Origin of the sequence: Desulfobacterium sp. N47 (assembly GCF_051233685.1) — a bacterium.
Classification (GTDB): domain Bacteria; phylum Desulfobacterota; class Desulfobacteria; order Desulfobacterales; family RPRI01; genus RPRI01.
Genome location: NZ_JBAMMY010000068.1, coordinates 1 through 18,952, shown reverse-complemented (window position 1 = coordinate 18,952; position 18,952 = coordinate 1). Strand labels below are relative to the sequence as shown.

General features: G+C 35.7%; 15 protein-coding genes. 7 read left to right on the top strand and 8 right to left on the bottom strand.

Translation table 11 applies throughout. From position 1 onward, the window contains the following. Nucleotides 1–38: 38 nt before the first annotated feature. The 4 genes from VXK47_RS04120 to VXK47_RS04105 all read right to left on the bottom strand — a co-directional run bounded on the left by VXK47_RS04120 (nucleotide 39) and on the right by VXK47_RS04105 (nucleotide 4,338). Nucleotides 39–1,664, bottom strand: a complete 1,626-nt coding sequence (locus tag VXK47_RS04120) for a DEAD/DEAH box helicase (RefSeq protein WP_435547503.1) — start codon at nucleotides 1,662–1,664, stop codon at nucleotides 39–41. 157 nt (nucleotides 1,665–1,821) lie between these two features. Then, the gene (locus tag VXK47_RS04115) at nucleotides 1,822–2,736 is read right to left on the bottom strand and encodes a DUF1566 domain-containing protein (protein ID WP_435547502.1); all 915 of its coding nucleotides are present in this window, start codon (nucleotides 2,734–2,736) and stop codon (nucleotides 1,822–1,824) included. Between the two features lie 256 nt (nucleotides 2,737–2,992). After that, the gene (locus VXK47_RS04110) at nucleotides 2,993–3,667 is read right to left on the bottom strand and encodes a DUF6515 family protein (RefSeq protein ID WP_435547501.1); all 675 of its coding nucleotides are present in this window, start codon (nucleotides 3,665–3,667) and stop codon (nucleotides 2,993–2,995) included. Between the two features lie 53 nt (nucleotides 3,668–3,720). Further along, nucleotides 3,721–4,338 (bottom strand): hypothetical protein, encoded by a 618-nt coding sequence (locus VXK47_RS04105; protein WP_435547500.1) that lies wholly within the window; start codon nucleotides 4,336–4,338, stop codon nucleotides 3,721–3,723. Between the two features lie 449 nt (nucleotides 4,339–4,787). On the opposite strand from VXK47_RS04105, the gene VXK47_RS04100 reads away from it, so the two are divergent. The 6 genes from VXK47_RS04100 (at nucleotide 4,788) to pilQ (ending at nucleotide 10,716) form a co-directional block, all read left to right on the top strand. Then, nucleotides 4,788–4,985, top strand: a complete 198-nt coding sequence (locus VXK47_RS04100) for a helix-turn-helix domain-containing protein (protein WP_435547499.1) — start codon at nucleotides 4,788–4,790, stop codon at nucleotides 4,983–4,985. A 9-nt stretch (nucleotides 4,986–4,994) separates the two neighbouring features. Then, nucleotides 4,995–6,047: a type IV pilus assembly protein PilM gene (gene pilM, locus VXK47_RS04095; protein ID WP_435547498.1), complete on the top strand. Its 1,053-nt coding sequence runs from the start codon at nucleotides 4,995–4,997 to the stop codon at nucleotides 6,045–6,047. Between the two features lie 80 nt (nucleotides 6,048–6,127). Continuing rightward, nucleotides 6,128–6,625, top strand: coding sequence for a PilN domain-containing protein (locus VXK47_RS04090; protein ID WP_435547497.1), 498 nt, complete (start codon nucleotides 6,128–6,130; stop codon nucleotides 6,623–6,625). A 4-nt stretch (nucleotides 6,626–6,629) separates the two neighbouring features. Further along, entirely contained in the window at nucleotides 6,630–7,271 is a 642-nt protein-coding gene (locus VXK47_RS04085; protein ID WP_435547496.1) for a type 4a pilus biogenesis protein PilO, read from the top strand. A gap of 276 nt (nucleotides 7,272–7,547) precedes the next feature. Then, the gene (locus tag VXK47_RS04080; protein ID WP_435547495.1) at nucleotides 7,548–8,165 is read left to right on the top strand and encodes a pilus assembly protein PilP; all 618 of its coding nucleotides are present in this window, start codon (nucleotides 7,548–7,550) and stop codon (nucleotides 8,163–8,165) included. Between the two features lies 1 nt (nucleotide 8,166). Then, complete coding sequence (gene pilQ / locus VXK47_RS04075; protein WP_435547494.1) at nucleotides 8,167–10,716, top strand: type IV pilus secretin PilQ; 2,550 nt, start codon at nucleotides 8,167–8,169, stop codon at nucleotides 10,714–10,716. 301 nt (nucleotides 10,717–11,017) lie between these two features. On the opposite strand, the gene VXK47_RS04070 is transcribed toward pilQ, so the two are convergent. The 3 genes from VXK47_RS04070 to serS are packed head-to-tail and all read right to left on the bottom strand — an operon-like array spanning nucleotide 11,018 to nucleotide 14,574. Then, nucleotides 11,018–11,785: a tetratricopeptide repeat protein gene (locus VXK47_RS04070; protein WP_435547493.1), complete on the bottom strand. Its 768-nt coding sequence runs from the start codon at nucleotides 11,783–11,785 to the stop codon at nucleotides 11,018–11,020. 15 nt (nucleotides 11,786–11,800) lie between these two features. Further along, the gene (gene thrC, locus VXK47_RS04065; RefSeq protein ID WP_435547492.1) at nucleotides 11,801–13,303 is read right to left on the bottom strand and encodes a threonine synthase; all 1,503 of its coding nucleotides are present in this window, start codon (nucleotides 13,301–13,303) and stop codon (nucleotides 11,801–11,803) included. Next, nucleotides 13,300–14,574: a serine--tRNA ligase gene (gene serS, locus VXK47_RS04060; protein WP_435547491.1), complete on the bottom strand. Its 1,275-nt coding sequence runs from the start codon at nucleotides 14,572–14,574 to the stop codon at nucleotides 13,300–13,302. The genes thrC and serS overlap by 4 nt, the downstream gene beginning before the upstream one ends. A gap of 234 nt (nucleotides 14,575–14,808) precedes the next feature. Between serS and VXK47_RS04055 the strand changes: the two genes are divergently transcribed. After that, nucleotides 14,809–15,396, top strand: coding sequence for a 5-formyltetrahydrofolate cyclo-ligase (locus VXK47_RS04055; RefSeq protein WP_435547490.1), 588 nt, complete (start codon nucleotides 14,809–14,811; stop codon nucleotides 15,394–15,396). Nucleotides 15,397–15,428: 32 nt separating this feature from the next. Here VXK47_RS04055 and recC read toward each other — a convergent pair whose 3' ends face one another. After that, nucleotides 15,429–18,698, bottom strand: coding sequence for an exodeoxyribonuclease V subunit gamma (recC, locus tag VXK47_RS04050; RefSeq protein WP_435547489.1), 3,270 nt, complete (start codon nucleotides 18,696–18,698; stop codon nucleotides 15,429–15,431). Between the last annotated feature and the right edge of the window lie 254 nt (nucleotides 18,699–18,952).

Below are 18,952 nucleotides of genomic sequence, written 5' to 3'. Positions count from 1 at the left end.
GTATTTCTCACATGAATAATCGCCACAAGTATGGGCAATCAGTTACGGGCGCCTTTATCCTTATATGTACTTTTTCCATCTTTCTTGGCATGAGAGATCAGTGGCTTCCGGCCCTTTTCTTTGAAGCTCGCAACGATTATTTCTGCTTTTTCGAAAGGAACAGTTATAAAAGAAAACTTATCCATTATCTGAATCTCACTGATATCTTTAGATTTAACTGAGGATTTGCTTCCAATAAGCTCAACAAGTTTTCTGGGACTGGTCTTATCTTGCTTACCAAGTGCTACAAAAAGCCTTGCCTTACCTTGTTTGTTAAGTTGTTGTTTAACCTTTGCGCCTATCTCTTCTATTTCACCATAGGCATCAGGATTGAGTTCTTCTTCAAAACAATAATTTAGTACGGCAGCTAATATTTCTTCAGGCTTATTATCCTCAAGCATTCTTACAGCCCAGCTAAGATAGGCAGTATCTATCTCTTCTTTAAGAATAGTAGTCAGATCATCATATATCTTTTTCTTTTTGGCCTTTATAATATCTTTGACTTTTGGTACTTTTGATTTTTTAATATCGGTCTTGGCGTTTCGCTGTATGAACATCAGCCCTTTATATTCACTGGGAGTGATAAACGTAATAGCAGTGCCCACATTCCCGGCCCTTCCTGTACGTCCTATTCGATGAACATAGGCTTCCGTATCATGAGGCAGCGAATAATTTATTACATGGGTAAGGTTATTAACATCAATTCCACGTGCTGCAACATCTGTTGCTACAAGAATATTGACTCTTTGTTTCTTGAATTTTTCCAGAGTTCTTTCTCTTTGCGCCTGCGATATATCCCCGTGAATGGCTTCCGCATCATATCCTCTGTCCATTAAATGAGTTGCAACAGAATCAACATCACTCTTTGTCCGGCAGAAAATCAAACCGTAAAAGCCATCTTTAATATCAATTATCCTGCATAGCGCCTCAAATTTATCATGGGCTTTTACCTCAAAGTATATCTGCTCTGTCAGATTGGTTGTAAGCTGTTCCTTCTTTACTTTAAGAAACTCATAACCTTTCATGTATTTGTGCGCAAGATCCTTTATTCTTTGCGGTATTGTCGCTGAAAACAGCAGTGTTCTTTTGTCCGGGTTCGTATGCTTCATTATTTCTTCTATATCTTCGATGAAACCCATGTTAAGCATTTCGTCCGCTTCATCGAGTATCAGGTGTTCAATTTTTTCAAGCTTCAGTGTTTTCCTGTTAAGATGATCGATCACCCTGCCCGGAGTTCCAACTACAATATGCACGCCTTTTTGCAGTCTTCGTAACTGCTGATCAATGGATTGGCCGCCATATATTGGTGCTATTACGATATCTTTGTTTCCTCTAAGCGAATTAATTTCTTCCGATACCTGAATAGCCAGCTCCCGTGTGGGAACCAGAATAAGCGCCTGAACCATTGAGGAACCTGTGCTGACCATTTCTACAAGAGGCAGTCCGAATGCCGCTGTTTTGCCCGTGCCTGTCTGTGCCTGAACGATGATATTGGTATCATCTCTTTGCATTACAGGAATAGTCATAACCTGAATTGCAGTTGGCTCTTCAAACCCTTTTTTATTAATTGCATCCAGCACTTTTGCCGAAAGCCCAAGATCCTTAAATGTTTTTTTGTCTGCCATTTTTTCTCTTTTCTTAAGTATTAAATATGATCAGTTTATTCAAGTAAACGCAGTAACTATACGCAATTATCCGCAAAAAAGATACTAAAATATTTCAAAGCATTATAACCATATGTATTCAACAGGAAAAGAAACGAAGCAGCCGGATCGGTTTTTATCACATTATCTTTGATTTGTTGTGCCTTACAGGCCAGAGATGAAATTCGGATGAGGATTTAAAGCCTACACCAACCGCTCCATCTCTTAAATAAAGTGCCCAGGCATATTGAGTATCATACATGCTTGTTGTTGAAGACCAATAAAATTCCTTAATATTAATAAACGGATTACCGGCAGGCAAAGCAGGCGAATGCCGGTTCATATCAGTTAAACTTTCCAGTTCGTAAATATCCGGAAGCCGCCAATCATTATACCCATACATAGATTCTTTGTTCATCTTCTTAACAAAATCAAATGCGGATTTCCAATCCATCATATCACCATTGATATCTGCATTTTTTAACCAGACAAGATTTATAGCATTGTCATATACAAAATCGGTATTTTCTTTAAAACGGGATTTATTTATATATGCTCCGGATTGAAATTCACCGTCCTGACCGGTATCGGCGCAATCTATAATGTCTCCACTCTCGTCATAACAAAGTCTTTGTCCGGTTTGAAAGATTTTAGTGCCGGTAGTATCTGCAATACGAACAGGCCAAACCATATATGAATTGTGTTTCATGCCTTTAAATACTCTTGCTCCCCCCAGATGAATGTACCAGGCCTGGTTCGGAAGTCTGGCACAGCTAGTTGATGTCCAGTAGTAACCTGAGAAAACATTAGCAAACGGATGCGAAGAAGGCAGGCTGGGGTTGATTGTTTCATGGCTCATCAGGCTGAATAATTCTTTGCGATTCGGAAGTTTCCAATCGCTATAACCGCAGTGCTTTGAGCGATTCAATGCTTTGGTAAATGATAATGCTTCGCTCCATGTTAACGGAAATTCGGATAAAGAAGCATTTTTTGTCCACATTAAACGTGTCTGTGTATCGGATACAGCTTCATTATGTTCTATAAAACGATTCATAGTAGTTCTTTAAATTTACAAACGGTGCAAGAAGCCGTGAGTTGGCCATAGCTGTATAAATTTGTTATATATTTTCTTTTGATGGGAATGCATTCAATCTTAGAATTCATAACTGTTAAAATTCCGGCCGTAAAGACTTCCTTGCCACAGATGTTCGGTTCCCTTCAAACCTTTAAGCCTTTTTCCGGTTTCAAGTGTTCGCCCTTTTCCCTGCTCTATAGTGCGATATGGCTTAAAACAGATGGTCGTCTTCCCCTTATTTAACAGTATAACCGCGGCCATCAAGGCAGGCTGCCATCGCTCTTTGATAATCAGAGCGTTTCTGGCCCATCTCACTTACGGAAATATGTTCGGGTGGTCGTGTTGGATCAAAATTAGTCTGACTTGCCGCCCAGCTGTGGCATTGATAACGGTCATCCGCCTGTTGCTGCTCACTCTGGCCCAGTCGGGGATAGATAAACATTTTATCAGCCGGTGGAGGTGCCTGGCTGATTTCTTGATTTGGTGGCTCGACAACTATGTAGCCATCTCCTCTGTTGGTATAATATGCTTCATTGGCATAGTAATAAGGAATGTTTCCAACCCATATTGTTGTAAAATAAGGTGGCAGGAAGGGAACGAAAAGGCCGATAGGAGGTGCAACGATTGTAAATCGCGGCCCATAAGGACGATACCAAATGCCTCCTGAGAAAAAATATCGCGATCCTCTGTAATCGCCTGACCAGTGTTTATGAGGCAATCTGCTTACATATTGACCGCGGGCCGGATAATGACGATTGTGATTATAGCGCGAATCATTATAGTTATGATGGTCTCTTCCATGTCTATCTGCGTATGCTGTATGATTAAAACCTGACAACAATATTGCTGATAACAGGATAATTGCCAGTTTAGGAAATATTACTCTGTTAATATATTTATGATGCAACATGGCTAAACTCCTTTTAATGAAATTTATTGATTATTGGATATCAGTTACAATTATTACCGTACGCTATAGCAGCGTCCTTCAAGACAGGCCGACATTGCACGCTGAAATTCAAAAGCCTTTCTTTTTGCTTGTGCATTTACTGCGCGACTGCGTGCTGCATAGATTTCCTCCTGCTGTCTTGCATATCCCATCCTGGATGCATCGGAAGCAGCTCCTGCTAAAGCTCCTCCGGCTGCGCCGATAATAGCACCATCACCTGCATGTCTTGGTCCTGCTATCAAAGCTCCCATTACAGCACCTATTATAGACATTGTAATAGTATCATGTCCTGGCGGAGGAACAGGAACTACCTTGATACGTTCCTCTTTTGGCAGAGGTGACTGACTTGGATCAAAGTTGGTCTGATCCACAGACCAGTTATAACATTCGTAATAATCACGTGACTGCCTTTCGGTTGACTGACCGTATTTCGCATAAAAATAGATCTGAGGAAGAACATAGTCTGATGAGTCCAATGGGTTATTACCCGCAGATTCCGAATCAATGCCATAGCGTGGTGTGCATGCGATAAGGATAAAGAGTATAAATAAAATAATTAGGAAACAGATGAATTTTGGTAATTGTCTTTGTGTTAAATATCGAGCTTTTGTTTTTTGATATTTTGATAGCATAATTCTTATTCCTCCTTGCACTAGAATTTAGCAAACTGCGTGCCATTTTTATTTTATTATAAAATAAGCCCTTGAATTAAAGGGATATAGATATTTTATATTGAATAAGTAATAATTATTTTGAGATTTATGGATAAATAATATCCGTTTGAAGTATGAAACTCCAGAAAAAAGTATCCATTCCATTTTTTACTCCCTATTTTATAAACCAGAAAATTCGGAGTACTTTTTTGCAACTGACATATATTATTGTTTATTTATAAAGCATAAAAAAAATTAAACAAAAAACTATTAAGTATACTATCTGTTGTGACGATATAATAAAGAAGCGCAATATAAAGTATCTATATATAACTATATATAAATTATATATATTTGATTGACATTTATAGATTATCATATAAATTGGAAGTAAAGGTAACTAAATATGTATTCAGGATGTACGATTAATGGCAATAAATTCATTGAAGAAAATCAGGGAATCTCTTATGATGAGCAAAGCGGAACTTGCCAGAAAAGCAAATGTTTCTACTATTACAATTTCCCGTATTGAAGAAGGTCTGCCTTGTCGTATGGAGACTAAACGGAAAATCATATTGGCGATGGGATTTAGTCTTTCTGACAAAAATAAAATATTTGGCGATTGAGAGTGTCTAATGGCATTCGGTACTAAAAATCATCTTGTTGGTTTGGATATTGGCTCCAGAACAATTAAAGCCGCTGAAATTGTTGAGACAAAAAGGGGTCGTCGTCTCAAAAAATTTGCTATGGTAGATATCCCGCCTGGGCTTATAGAAGATGGAACTATCAATGACAGCGAGAAGGTAGCAGAGTATATCCGCCAGCTTTTTAAAGATAACAAACTGGTGGAACATAATGTTGCCGTATCAATAGGCGGATTTTCCGTTATTGTAAAAAAAATATATGTTCAGAAAATGGATGAGATTAAGCTTCAGGAAACTATACAGTTTGAAGCTGAGCAGTACATCCCTTTTGATATCAGTGATGTTAATCTTGATTTTCAAATTCTGGGAGAAAATGAAAACAATCCAAATCAGATGAGTGTTTTTCTTGTTGCTGCAAGAAAAGAGATGGTGAATGAATATATAAATCTTGTTCAGATGGCCGGCCTTAATCCTTGTATAATTGATGTGGAAGCATTTGCGCTGCAAAATGTATTTGAGTTTAATTATGATGAATTAAATGAAAACATCGCTTTAATAGATATTGGTGCAAGCAAGACATCTTTGAATATTATAAAAGGTTTTTCTTCTTTATTCATGAGAGATGTTTCTTTGGGGTGTGGGCAGATAAATCAAAAAATAGTCTCACTTGCCGGGTGTACTTTAGAAGAAGCTGAACAAATAAAATTTGGTAGTCAGGATGATAAGATTTCTAATGAAGATTTAAAAGAAATTGTATCATCTGTTGTAACAGACTGGTGTGCAGAAATTAAAAGGGCGCTTGACTTTTTTTATTCTACATATCCCGATGATTCTATAACAAAAATCATGTTAAGCGGAGGCGGAGCAAATATTAAAGATTTCCGTCAGCTCCTATCTATGGAGACTTCAGCTGAAGTAGAACTTATTGATCCATTTAATAAATTGGAATTGTCTGATAGCCTTGATTCTTCATATCTGGGCAAAATTGCCCCTCAAGCCTCTATCAGCATCGGATTGGCTTTAAGAAGGATTGATGATAAATGATCAGGATTAATCTTCTTCCTTTTCGCACAGCTAGGAAAAAAGAGAACGTACGCCGACAAATATCCATATTGTCTCTGGCTTTGGTTCTGGTATTTATAATTTTGATATATCGTAATTTTGAACAAAGCGGTAAAATTAAAGAGATTCATGGAAAGATTGAGAGCATAAATATCGAGATCGCAAAGTATGCTGTTATTAACAAAGAACTTGCAGAAATAACAAAGAAACTAAACAATTCAAATAACAGAATGGAAGTTATCAAGGGGTTGGAAGCTAACCGTTATGAGCCGGTGAGGCTTTTAGACGCATTTACAAGCATAATTATCCCAAAAAGGATGTGGTTTGTTAGTTTAAGTTCAAACGGAAATAATGTAAATATTTCTGGCGTAGCAGTAGATAACCAGACTGTTGCTGATTTTATGACTCGTTTAGAAGCCTCTAAACTGTTTAATATTGTAAATTTAAGTATGCTGAGAAAAGATACGGCTTCATCAAAGCCGGCAAGCTTCAAACATTTTGAAATTTTGTGCATTAAAAATACTCCAAATATTATAGCAAAAAATGGAGCAAAAAAATAAAATAATGGAAAAGCCTGAAGTTTCAAAATCATTGGCACCAATTATTGAAAAGCTTGAAAAACTTTCAAAGATACAGAGGATTCTTATATTCTGCGGTATACTGGTTTTTACTTTTGCTATCTTTTATTTTACAATGTTATCTCCTAAACGTGATGAGATAGAAAAGCTTGAATTAGAATATAAGCAATTAACTGCTAAACTGGATGTTGCAAAAAGAACCGCAAAAAATTTGCCTGAATTTAAAGAAAAAATGAATAAAGCTGATGCGCAATTGAAAATAGTTATGCAGGTTCTTCCCGAAAAAAAGGAGATACCGACACTTCTGGAAAGTATATCTTTGTGCGGTCAGGATGCCGGACTTGAATTTATTTTATTTCAACCGCAAAATGAAAGAAACAAACAATTTTATGCTGAAATTCCTGTTTTAATCCAGGTTACCGGCAAATATCATAATGTGGCTATCTTTTTTGATAAAGTAGCACGACTTCCAAGAATTGTTAATATCAATAACATTAGCATGAAAGTTGATCAATCAAAAAAGGATAACTCACTTCTTACATCATGCACTGCAATTACTTATAGATTTTTAGATGCTAAGGCGACAGCACCTCCCGGAAAAGCTATTAAAAAGGGAAGAAGAAGATAATTGCAGAAATAAAAACTTCATATGAGAGATAACTTGGTAAACATGCGTAAGTACCTAACTATAATCTATATTGCAGTCTTTATCTTGTGTCTGTTTCAATTATTCACAGGTTGTGGCGGTAAAAGTGAACCACCTCCGAAAGCTGTCGCCGTCAGTAAAAAGATAGTTTCAAAGAAAAGTGTATCTGCTCCATCATCATCACAGACGCCAGCAGTTGTTGCGAAAGAAGAGATTGTCGACGGCAAAGACCCAATAAAGAGTACTTCTGCTGAAGAAATGAACGACAAGATATTAATGGTTGATGATAAAAAACAATTACAAATCAGCTCCGGTCATAAAGTAGACAAGCAACCTCCATCTGCCGTTAGCAAAATAACAGAGAAACCGAGTAATATTGATAAAATTGATAAAGTTGAAAACCAAAAAGCAGAAATTGCAACTGTTGATGCCGATATTTCTGCTATTAATTTAAAGGAGCATATAGCCTTACCAGTTTCTCAGGACGAGATAGCCAAACTTCAACCTGAAGGAATAATTACTTATAATCCTGAAGGTAAAACTGACCCTTTTGCTCCTTTATTTAAAGAAGGCGCTGCAGCGGAGAAGGGGAAAAGGACCCGGACTATAAGAACGCCATTGGAACTGGTTGATTTGGATCAGTTAAAGCTTGTAGCAATAATGCTTGCCGATAGCGGGAATAGGGCTCTTGTGGAAGAAGCTTCCGGGAAAGGCTATGTTATATCAAAGGGAACCTATATAGGAAATAATTCCGGAAGAATTGTTAAGATACTCAATGATAGGATAATTGTAGAGGAAGAAATTGAAAATATTATTGGGGAAAAAAAGATCCAAGAAAGAGAACTTAAACTTCAGAAACCTCTTGGAGAAGAATAATATGAATCATTACCATTCGAAAGTAATTAAAATTTATTACGTATCTATATTCCTTGCGGTTTTATTTTCTTTTCATGCGCTGTTTCCACATGAAATTTATGCGCAGCAAGATAATCAGAATGCGGCAGCTATTACAGAATCAGTTTTAAACGATGACAAACAGTCAGAAAGCACGGATGTAAAAATAAACGAACCTCTGGCATCTGAAGAGCTTATTCCTGCATCTGAATCTCCGGCAATTTCCGAAATCAAGGATGAGGCAAAACAACTTGGTGGTATAGAAGCAACCAACGATGAAGTGTTGCCCACCAATGAGAATATGAAGCCTGCTGGAAGTGAAGCTCATACAGCAACAAAATTTAAATCAATTTCTTTGGATAAATCAGTCACCGGTTTGGTTGTAAGAGTTGAATCAGACGGAATAATTAAAGATTATAAATCTTTTACACTTAAACAGAATTCCTCAGCTAAGCTTCCGGCAAGAATTGTTTTTGATATTTTCAACATGAAAAGTCCATTTAGAAAAGAGCAAAGCATTCCGGTAAATACGAAATGGGTTAGCAGGATCAGACATTATATGTATCCTGAAAAATTCCGGGTTGTATTAGATACAAAAAATGAATATCTAAATGCATTTTCTGCTAAACCGGTTTTAAGTGGGCTCTTAATAAATATTGGCTCACCTGAGATTAAAAAAGAAGATATATATTCAAAATCCGATATTAAAGAACAACCGGCAGCACAGGCTGTTAGTGCAATAAAAACTGAGAAACCTGATTCATTATCTGAAGTCAATCCTGTTTCAGTTGTTTCTAAGAAAAAACATGAAAACAATTTAAGGTCTGCATGGGTTGATAAAATAGATTTTTTAAGCGAAGAGGGCGGTAAATCCACAATTACTATCGGAACAACCAAGCCTGTTAAATACAGCATTAATAAAGCAAGCGACAAATTACTTCAAATCCGGCTAAACAATACAAATATTTCTGTAAAACAGAAAAGACCACTTATTACAACGCGTTTTAATAGTGCTGTTGATGGAATCTGGCCTGTTCAGACTCCTGAAATGAAAAAATCATCTATAATTGCTGTTGAATTGAGAGAAGCCGTTCCTTATGTATCTGAACAATCGGATAATCTGATAAAGGTTCATTTTGAACCTTCTTCTGTTTCTCCCAAGCCTGAAAAAGAGGCTGATATTCCAGTGTGGAAAGAAGCTCTTGAGGTTGCTCCAATAGAGACAGTTAAGAAGGAAATAAAAAAACCTGTCACCGGTATTATCCCTGCTGATGTTGTAAATGAGGATGCTGAGATAGGTAAAAAATATACCGGTGAAAAGGTAGCCCTCGATTTTTATGATACTGATATAAAGAACGTATTTCGTATTTTAAAGGAAGTCAGCGGAAAAAATTTTGCGATTGATAAAAATGTTAGCGGAAAAGTTACCTTGTCATTAGAAAAGCCCGTTCCATGGGATCAGGCTTTGGATCTTGTTCTTAAAATGAATCAGCTTGGTATGGTTTATGAGGGCGATATAGTTCGTATTGCAAACCTCGAAACCATAAAAAAAGAAAAAGAGTTAAGGCAGGCAGGTATACTGGCTGATAAAAAAGCATTGGAACAGCAAAAGGAGTTGGAACTTCTTGTTGTTGAATATATTCCGGTAAGTTATTCAAATGCAAAAACAGAAATATTGCCTCATTTGGAAAAAATAAAAACCAAGGACAGGGGAAGTATCAGTATAGATGAGAGGACAAACCTTGTAATAATAACCGATGTTCCGGAGGTAATTAAACAGGCAAAAGAAATCGTAAAAAAACTTGATAAAGTTACCCCCCAGGTTGTTATAGAAGCAAGAATAGTGGAAGCAACCACAAGTTTTTCAAGAGAGATTGGTGTTATCTGGTCAGCTGATGCTGGTCCTAATTCATCATCCAGCCTTGGAGGAACTTACGATCTTAATGCAGCTGTAAATTTTCCAACAACGGCAGCTAATAAAGGCACTATAGGATTTGATTTCGCAAGAATTAACGGCTCCCCCTTTTTGCTGAATGCAAAGTTAGAGGCAATGGAAGCCCAGGGCGAAGGCAAAATAGTTTCTGCTCCAAAGATATGTACCCTTGACAATAAGGAAGCTACGATAAAGCAGGGATTGCGTTATCCATATAACAAACTTGATACTTCAGGAAATACAACAACAGTATTTGAAGATGTTGATCTAGAACTGAAAGTTAAGCCTCATGTTACTCCGGATAACAGAATTTCCATGCTTATTAAAATAAAAAAGCGAGACCTTGGGATTTTTATAAATGATCAGCAATCCTTTACTAATAAAGAAGCAGAAACAGAATTGCTTGTTAATGACGGAGATACTGTTGTAATAGGGGGTATTATTAAGACATCAAAGAATACAGGTGGGTCATTAATACCTGGGCTTTCAAGAATACCGATACTTGGATGGTTCTTTAAGTCAGATACAAAAACCGACAACAAGGAAGAGCTTCTTATTTTTATAACTCCAAAGATAGTTACGCTTGAACAGAAAATATAAACAGTTAAAGTAAATAGGCCGGATTTATTATCATAAGTAATCCGGCCTATTTTTTTGCTTTAGAAGAAGATATGAATTACCATAGATAGAAATATTAAATTCAATTTTATCAAAACCTTCAAAAAGTTATTCTGAATAAGCAGTCTCTTTTTATTCTTGAAAGTTTTTGAAAGCTTAAAGTGTTGGCCTGTTAGAAACGTTAATATTTATGTCAGGCTTAAATTCAGCACTAAGTAAAAAAAGAAGAGCAAGCTTATTATATAAAGTTATCATCATATCCAATAATTATCTTAGCATAAAATTATTTGTGATCTTGTGCTTTTAATCTTGATATTTCTTTTTCTGCTTGTAAAGACAGGTCGTTATTCTGTGAAATTTTAATAATATTGTAATAACATTCTATAGCTTTGTCATATTGTTCCAATTTTTCATAGGCTTTAGCTAGATCAAAATAACGTTCAGGGACCCAAGGGGAATATTTCATTGCTTTTTCTAAATAAATTACAGCTTCGGGAGCATTCCCCATTTTAAGATAGGTAAGTCCCAGTCCATGTAATGCTATTGAGTAATTAGGTTCAATCTTTAAAGCTTGCTTGTAATATTTTTCGGCTAGAGCAAAGTCATTTTTGTTATAATATGCCCACCCAAGGTTTGTTAGAGGATAATGTGGTGTTGCGTAAAGAAGGTTTTTATATACTTTTTCAAAACAAGAAATTGCAGAATTCCAGTCTTTTAAAGCAAGATATGCAGTTCCAAGGTTGTTAATAGCAGGAGCATAATCGGGTTTTAATTCAATAGCTTTTTTGAAATGATCAACAGCAAGCTGAAGCCGATCTTTTGCCATATAGACAAGGCCAAGATCATTATGAAGATGATGGTCATTCGGATATAGCTTTTCAGCTTCAAGCAGTTCGTTTAATGCGGCAGTATAATCATTTTGGTTCATATAAGCTTCGCCTACATCTCTTCGTGCTTCTCCCTGTCTTTTTAATAACTTATTATCAGCACATGAAATAAATAAAATACTAATAGTAGCAGTAACGATAAAAACCATCCACTTTTTATTCATTGCTTTACCTTTTTATTATCTTTCTTTAAGATCAAGAATATTAGCGATTTCATCCGATATGCGATTTATAAATATTTTAAAATCGTTTCCCGTTAAAGGTTTACCCGGAGCAGGTACTTTATCCGGATCATCAGGATGCATTAAAACAGGAAAATTTACTAATGCTTTATTTGGTAATATTTCGTATTCTGATGGGAATTTATTTTCAAAATACAAATCCTGAAATCCTGAAAATTTTAGGGCATGAGCAGTTGAATCCAGAACGGCAGTATCGGTTTTTGATACAAGACCATTCTTGATTGCTGTAGAAAGACCGGCAAGGCATTCACCTCCGTGAGTACATGCAATATGCCCGTTACGGTTTGCTGTTATTTGCCAGTCCATTATTTCCTGTTCTGTTACTTCAACAAACGATGTACTTTCTTTGCCTGCAATCCTGTTATATATTTCAACAAGATGGATAACTCTTGGCATCGAAACAGGGTCTCCTATCATTGCTGCCTGTGCTACACTGGGTTTTACATTTACAGGAATAAATCTACGCTTATTTATATCAGGTTCGCTGTAATAATTATATACTGGATTTGCGTGTTTTGATTGAACGCCTATAATTTTAGGCATTACATCTATTATCCCTGTTTCATAGAATTTTATGAAACCATTTAATACAGCAGTGATGTTACCGGCGTTTCCGATAGGAACCACTATGACTTTGTTTCTCATGTCATATTCAAAATTTTGTGCAATCTCATATGAATAAGATTCCTGACCAAGAATACGCCAGGCATTCTTTGAATTTAGCAAAGCGACATTGTATCGTTCCGATAAGTTTTCAACTATCTTCATGCAATCATCAAAAACCCCCGGAATTTCAAACACACTAGCTCCGCTTCCCAATGGTTGTGAAAGCTGCTGGGGTGTTACTTTTTTGTACGGAAGAAGAACCGCAGATTTTATATGAGGCTGCATATAAGCTGCATACAAAGCTGCTGATGCCGAAGTGTCTCCTGTAGATGCGCAAACTGCAAGAACATCGGAAAGATGTTTTTCTTTGACCAGATAATTAATATAGCTCAATGCACTTGCCATTCCTCTGTCTTTGAAAGAAGCGCTGGGGTTCTGGCCATCGTTTTTAAAGAAAAATTTTATGCCTACTTTTTCCTGCAGCAAGGAATTAGCCTCGATTACAGGAGTATGCCCTTCACCAAGATAAATTATTGATGAAAGTGGAATTACCGAACCTATAAATTCGTGGTAAAGATATATGCCCTTTAAAGCCGGGATTTTTAACATTTTGCGATAATCAAAAATGTTTTGCCATTTTTTACCCGGAATTTTTTTTAAAAGATCAAAATTCAAATCATGAATTAATAGAACTTTGCCGCAATCAGGACATGTATAAAGAAGATTTTTAATGCTATGCTCTTTGCCGCATCCCAAGCACCTGTATACAAGATTTCCCTGATGATTTGGCATTATGAAAGGACGGATTTCTTCCGGGAAATTATCAGGTTTCATATTGAAATCCTTTCCATATTTCCCATATAAGGTCTTAAACTATCAGGAATTATGATAGATCCGTCTTTTTGCTGGTAGTTTTCAATTATTGCAGCAACTGTGCGGCCAACAGCTAAGCCTGACCCATTCAGTGTATGTACGAGTTCGGTTTTCTTAGCGCCTTTTCTTTTGAATCTGATATTGCCACGTCGTGCCTGAAAATTTTCAAAATTACTGCAAGATGATATTTCTCTGTATACCCCCTGGGCCGGCATCCATACTTCTATGTCATATGTTTGCGCAGAAGAAAAACCAAGATCTCCTGCACAAAGAGACACAACCCGATATGGCAGATTCAGGCGTTTTAGTATTGATTCTGCATCCTGAGTAAGTTTTTCCAGTTCATCGTAAGAAGTTTCAGGCTTGACAAATTTTACCAATTCTACCTTATTGAATTGATGTTGTCTGATCAATCCTTTTGTATCTTTTCCGTATGAACCTGCTTCGGAACGAAAACAAGGTGTATAAGCTGTATACAAAATCGGCAGATCGCTTTCATCAAGTATTTCATTCTGGTGAATATTTGTCACAGGAACTTCAGCTGTTGGAACCATGTAATAATCCCAGCCTTCTAACTTGAACAGGTCATCTTTGAATTTTGGTAATTGTCCGGTGCTGGTCAGGCTTTGACTGTTTACGATAAACGGAGGTAGAACTTCGGTATAACCGTGTTCAGTTGTATGTATTTCCAACATAAAATTTATAATAGATCTTTCTAGTTTAGCTCCGGCTCCGAAATATAGGGGAAAGCGGGCCCCGGTTATTTTTGATGCCCTTTCAAAGTCAAATATTTTAAGACTTTCCCCAAGTTCCCAGTGATTTTTTGGTTCAAAATCAAAATCGGGTATTTTCCCTACAGTTCTTATTAATAAATTATCTGAACAGTCTTTTCCTTCAGGAACTGAAGCATTTGGCATATTCGGAATTTCCATAATAATTTTATTAAGCTTTTCTTCATTTTCCAAAAGTTCCGAATTAAGAATTTTTATTTTTTCCGACTCATTCCGCATTTCCAAAACCAGGGTATTTGGATCTATTCCCTTTTTTTTCATGGATGCAATTTTATCTGAAAACACATTACGCCGATGTCTCAATTCTTCAATTTCTAAAAGTATTGATCTGACTTTTGAGTCATAATTTTTGAAACCTTCAATATCAGCACTTTTATGCCTTTTTAATATTGAGCTTTGAACCAGGTCTAAATTTTGTCTGACAAACTTGATTTCCAGCATAGATATTCCTATTTGTTGAATTTACTGAAACTAAAGATAACAAATTATATAAAAAAATAACGGCAACCTATAGAAAGTATATGGATAACACATATAATACAAAGTAAATTATGATATCTGCTCTGATTACTTTTAAACATGAAACATCTTTTTAGTCAATGATTTTTATAAGTTGACTTTTATCACCGATTCTGTTAGTAATATCCATATTTCCAATTTCCCGGGAGAACATATATGGAAGAGTTACGAGTGAAAAAGCTTGAAATACGGAATAATATATCCAGAAATTTTAATAAGCTTTCATCTAATAATATATTAAAAAAAACGCAAAGTATAGAACAGCGGCTTTTTGAATTTGCCAATTTTGTAGAAGCAAAAATAGCATTATTGTATATTAATTCATTATATGAAGTAGCAAGCAATGATATTATCAATATATCTCTTAATTTTAATAAAATTGTTGTTCTTCCGTCATTTAACAGAGACAAGAATGAAATAACTTTATTGAAGATCGAAGATCTGACAACTGATTTAAAGCTGGGAGAAAATAATACTCTCGAGCCTGATGCCGAAACATGTAAGCCGATTCCGATAGATTTTGTTGAGATAGCTATAATACCCGGTTTGGCTTTTGATGAGAAAGGCGGACGGGTAGGCTCCGGCGATGGTTTATATGACAGGTTGATTCCAAAACTTCCTCCTACTGCCAGAAAAGTCGGATTGGCATATGAGAGTCAGATAATACAGCATGTGCCAATGGAATCTCATGATAAACAGGTAGATATAATAATTACGGAAGACAGAGTAATATACAGAATCTGATCCAACTGTATTTATTTTATTTTTTATACTTTTTAGCATTCAGAAATATGTTCTAACAAAGGAATAAATACTGTTTCTGAAATTTTTATAAATGAATCGTTAAATATATCTACCGGGTCTGTTTTTCCAAAACATGTTTTATAATACGGATCTTCAGAAAGCGGTTGTTTATAACCGCCTGACCATTTATCACAAACATCTCTTATCGCATCTTTAGAATTTTTTTTATCGATATATACCTGTTTAATATACTCATAGGATAAATCAGGAAAAAATTTTAAGACTGATGAAAGCCCTTCCCAATACAGGTTAATAAGTTCTCCAAGAATTTCACGGCTTTTAGATGCGTGTTTAAATCTTATTTCTCCATCTGTGCAAATGAGCAAAGAGTTATTTTGTATTTTATCATTATATTCGGCACATAAGGCCAGATGATATACCCATAAGTTGATAATATCTTTTATCTTCATCACAGCGTATCTGTAATTTATTATTCCGTGATCATAACAAGTCATTAAATTTCCTGTTAACGAAAAACTATTGATATTAATATCAAGTTCTGAAAAAGATATCGTCTTGCCTTTTTTAGCAGCTTCTATTTTATTTATAAAATTATTGGTATTAATACTTGATTCATTTAAAAGCATGTTTCCAATTCTTTCATGGGGAAGCTTTCCTTGTGCTTTATACATGCTAAGGCAATAATTTAAAGATTTGCCTGCTTGCATATCTGCCAGCAGGTTCTGATTAATTAGATAGTTATCAAGGCCGTTTAAATTAAAAATTTCTTTATCTGATAGAGCGGTTTCTTTTTCCTCAAAATATATTCCAAGTCGTTTTTGCAGAAGAAATTTTGCCGGATTTGCGAAATAACTGCTAAAGGAATCAATATTTAATATTTTCCATTCATCAGAAAGCCCGGAAAGCTTATCTGAAATGAAAGAGATATTTTCATTCTCATTAAGATGACTTGCATTTAGACTGCATGCCGCAAGCATATTATCCTTGGAGTAGCTGAAAAGATTTTCGGAACCTTTATAATAATCCGGAGAAAATGCCTGGAGTTTATGACAGGTAATCATCTGGTCATGAGTAAAACCGAAGCCTTTTTTTATATAATCAAGAAGCTCGGTTATAAGAACTGAAGGTGGGATGGAAGCATTATCTTGGATACTTTGTCCGATAAAGCTTAAATAAAATATTTTTCTTGCGCTTATCAATCCTTCAAGAAAAAGATATTTATCATCATTTTTCTTAGATCTATCACCCGGCCGAGGCTCAACTGCCATAAGGTCAAAGCTGTACGATGGTGAACTTCTCGGAAAAGCATCACTATTCATACCAAGAAGGCATATAACCTTGAAAGGAATACTTCTCATTGGAAGCATGGAGCAAAATGTTATGCCTCCTGTTATAAATCCTGATGTGCTATATTCATTTTCAAGTGCTTTTCCTATATAATGCTTAATAATTTCATAATCCAGCTTTTTATCATACCCTGAAAGCTCAGAATTTTTAAGCATATCTCCCAATACGTTGCGTATATATTGTACGCTTTGCTGAATTTCATTATCTGTTGTGAAAAAAGTATCAATTATACCCAAAAGATTCATATGCCAAACTGCTATTGTTTCAGATCCTTTCAGGAGGTTTGTTATATCAAAGACCTTATCCAAAAATTCAAGAAAGTTTCCAAGAATCCTGGCATCAGAGCCTTCGATTTCATTAAACGGCAGAATATCCAAAAACATATCTTCGCTATTGCTCGGTCCTTTATGGTGCATAGCATAGCCTGCTAGCAGTCTGTTTATTCCGGCTTTCCATGTATTTTCATAAATTTCAGGAAGGCCAAGAGCTGTCTTATCGGCTCCGTCAACACTCCATCTGATTCCCGTATCCCTAAGCCAGCGTCTTATGGTTTCAAGATCAGATTCAACCAGGCCAAATTTTTCCTTTATACCTTGATTTTCTAAAATCGTCATTACCTGTGAAACTTTGAATCTGCTTTCTTTCAAATCGAGGATAGATAAAAAACTATCTATAATTCCGTTTTCTTTTTTGATGGTTCGATCTGATATTGAAAATGGGATATGCGGTTCATTATCTTCCCTGTTATCAAATACCGCATGAATAAATGGGGCGTAAACTTCTATATCCGGCGACATAACAAGAATATCTTTTGGCATAAGATCAGGATATTCCTCAAACATGGAAAGAATTTTATCATAAAGCACCTCTGTTTCCCTGATTTGGCTATGACATGAATGAAACTGTATTGATGGGTCGGGATTTTTTTGTTTGAGATGATCCTCGGGTATTATTCTTTCTTGAAGATTTAAAATATCGGACTGTATGCATGAAAGCATATCAATACATTCATGATCCTCAAATTCTTCTAGCAAAAGATGTTCAGCAGAAGTAATATATTCGAAAAAAGCTTTACCCAGCTCCCCTAAAGAAGATAATAGGCTGTTTCCTTTATCAATATGCAGATATTGTTCAGTTGTTTCTGTTGTATAGCGTTTCTTTATTTTTCCAGCTTCTTTATCTGTAAGTATGTCAGCCCAGTATTGTCTGCAAGGGTTTAAAAGAAATATATGTATTTCATAGATTTTTGCCAACTCTTCTATAAGTTGCATATGAAAATGCGGAAGTGACGAAATTCCAAAAACAGAAATTCTACCATAAAACTTTGCGGAATCCGGAGAGAAGGTATTAAGTTCTTCAATAAGGGCTTTTTGCAGATAAGACCTGTGGCATTTCTCATTATCTTTTGCAATTTCTTTCCATAAACTTGCCTGCCATTTATGATGCTTTCCGGTTATTTCCTTATTGTTTTCCCAGGAAAAAATAAAATCCGGTCTGAAAATTGTGTATTGATCAAACAGATCGGCTATTTTTTCAGAAATCTCAAAAAGCCTCAAACTGTTTCTATCAACTTGAAGATATCTCTTTAAACAGTCAAATTCTGCCTGTTCGAGGAAATCAGGGAGAATTTTTAAAAGTTTTAATGCCATTACAGCAGGTGTAAAAAGATTTGTCTTGGGAATATCCGGAAAAAAAAGTTTAATTATATCATCAACAAAAGCATTGGGAAAAGGGAAACGGCAGTTTGCGCAAATTCCGTTTTGTTTTGCAAGCTGCAAAGAAATCCAGTGTTCCATTGATTTGCTTTGAACAATTATAACCTCCGGAGAAAGAGGAAATTCCAAAAACCCTGAAAGCGGAACTCTGACAATCTCAGAAAGCTTTTGTGATAGAATTTCAAGTTTGTTACTGCTATATACTTTAAGGCCTGGCATATTAAACCTTTTATAATATCTAATCGAAGCTGAAATATTGATTAATAATTTTCTGAAATATTGATTAATAATTTTATTTAAGATGCAATGTTTCAATAAATCAAATTTTATTATATAGAGCTAATTTCAAAACGATTAAAGGCGGCTTGTTAAACAGGTCAACAGTTGAAATCCCGGCAATAGAGCGGACTTAAGGGCTCCGATTTTCATTGGAGAACCACAAAAGGCAATAAATGCCGAGTTTTTGACAATAC